Below are 1,074 nucleotides of genomic sequence, written 5' to 3' on the forward strand. Positions count from 1 at the left end.
GCCCGGACCGACCCGCCCGCGTCCCCGGACGGGGGCCGTCGCCGCGTCGTCGCCATGACGATCTGGGCGGTCGCCTTCGTCGCCGCCTGGCTGGGCATCGGGCTGCCCACCGACCCCGCGTACGCCTTCGTCTGGATCTGGGCCGGCACCATCGCCTGGAACAGCGACCGGCCGTGGCGCAGTCACCTGCGTTTCGCCCGGGACTGGGTGCCGGTGGTGCTGCTGCTGGCCGCGTACAACCTGTCCCGGGGGTTCGCCGACAACGGCGCCACACCGCACGCGATGGAGCTCATCGTCGCCGACCGGTTCATGTTCGGCTGGGCGACCGGCGGCGAGGTGCCCACCATCTGGTTGCAGCAGCACCTCTACCACGCGCAGCTGCAGTGGTACGACATCGCGGCGAGCTGGGTGTACTTCTCCCACTTCGTCGTGGCGCTGGCCGCCGCCGCGGTGCTCTGGCTGCGCGACCGGCACCGCTGGGCGGCGTACATGCGGCGCTGGGGCTTCCTCTGCGCCGCAGGCCTGGCCACCTACTTCATCTACCCGGCGGCGCCGCCCTGGTGGGCGGCGCAGAACGGCCTGCTCACCGAGGTCGCCCGGATCTCCACCCGGGGCTGGAAGGCGTTCGGCATGCACGGCGCCGGCAACGTGCTCAACGCCGGCCAGATCGCCTCGAACCCCGTCGCCGCCATGCCGTCGCTGCACACCGCGTGGGCGCTGTTCGTGGTGCTCTTCTTCCTGCACACCACCCGCCGCCGCTGGTGGCCGCTGCTGCTCGCGTACCCGCTGGCGATGACGTTCACCCTGGTCTACTCCGGTGAGCACTACGTGATCGACGTCCTGGTCGGCTGGACGTACGTCGGGCTGACCTTCCTGGTCGTCGGCCTGGCCGAGCGCGCCTGGGCGGCCCTGCGGGCCCGCCGCGCGGGCCCCGCCGCCGAGGAACCGCCACCGGGAGAGATCACCGGCCCCGACGGCGCCGCCGACCCACTGGGCCGGCCGGCCAGCGGGCAACCGGCGCGGGTCGGACCGAGCACCGCCGACGAGCCGGTCGTGCCCGCCGACCGCTAACAC

The 1,074-nt window shown here is 73.6% G+C and carries 1 protein-coding gene; it reads left to right on the top strand.

Annotation, left to right across the window (positions count from 1 at the left end):
* The coding region (locus tag DKT68_RS00440; protein WP_236646644.1) for a phosphatase PAP2 family protein at positions 1-1,071 on the top strand (1,071 nt) is incomplete at its 5' end.
* Between the last annotated feature and the right edge of the window lie 3 nt (positions 1,072-1,074).

The organism is Micromonospora acroterricola, assembly GCF_003172955.1.
Lineage (GTDB): Bacteria > Actinomycetota > Actinomycetes > Mycobacteriales > Micromonosporaceae > Micromonospora > Micromonospora acroterricola.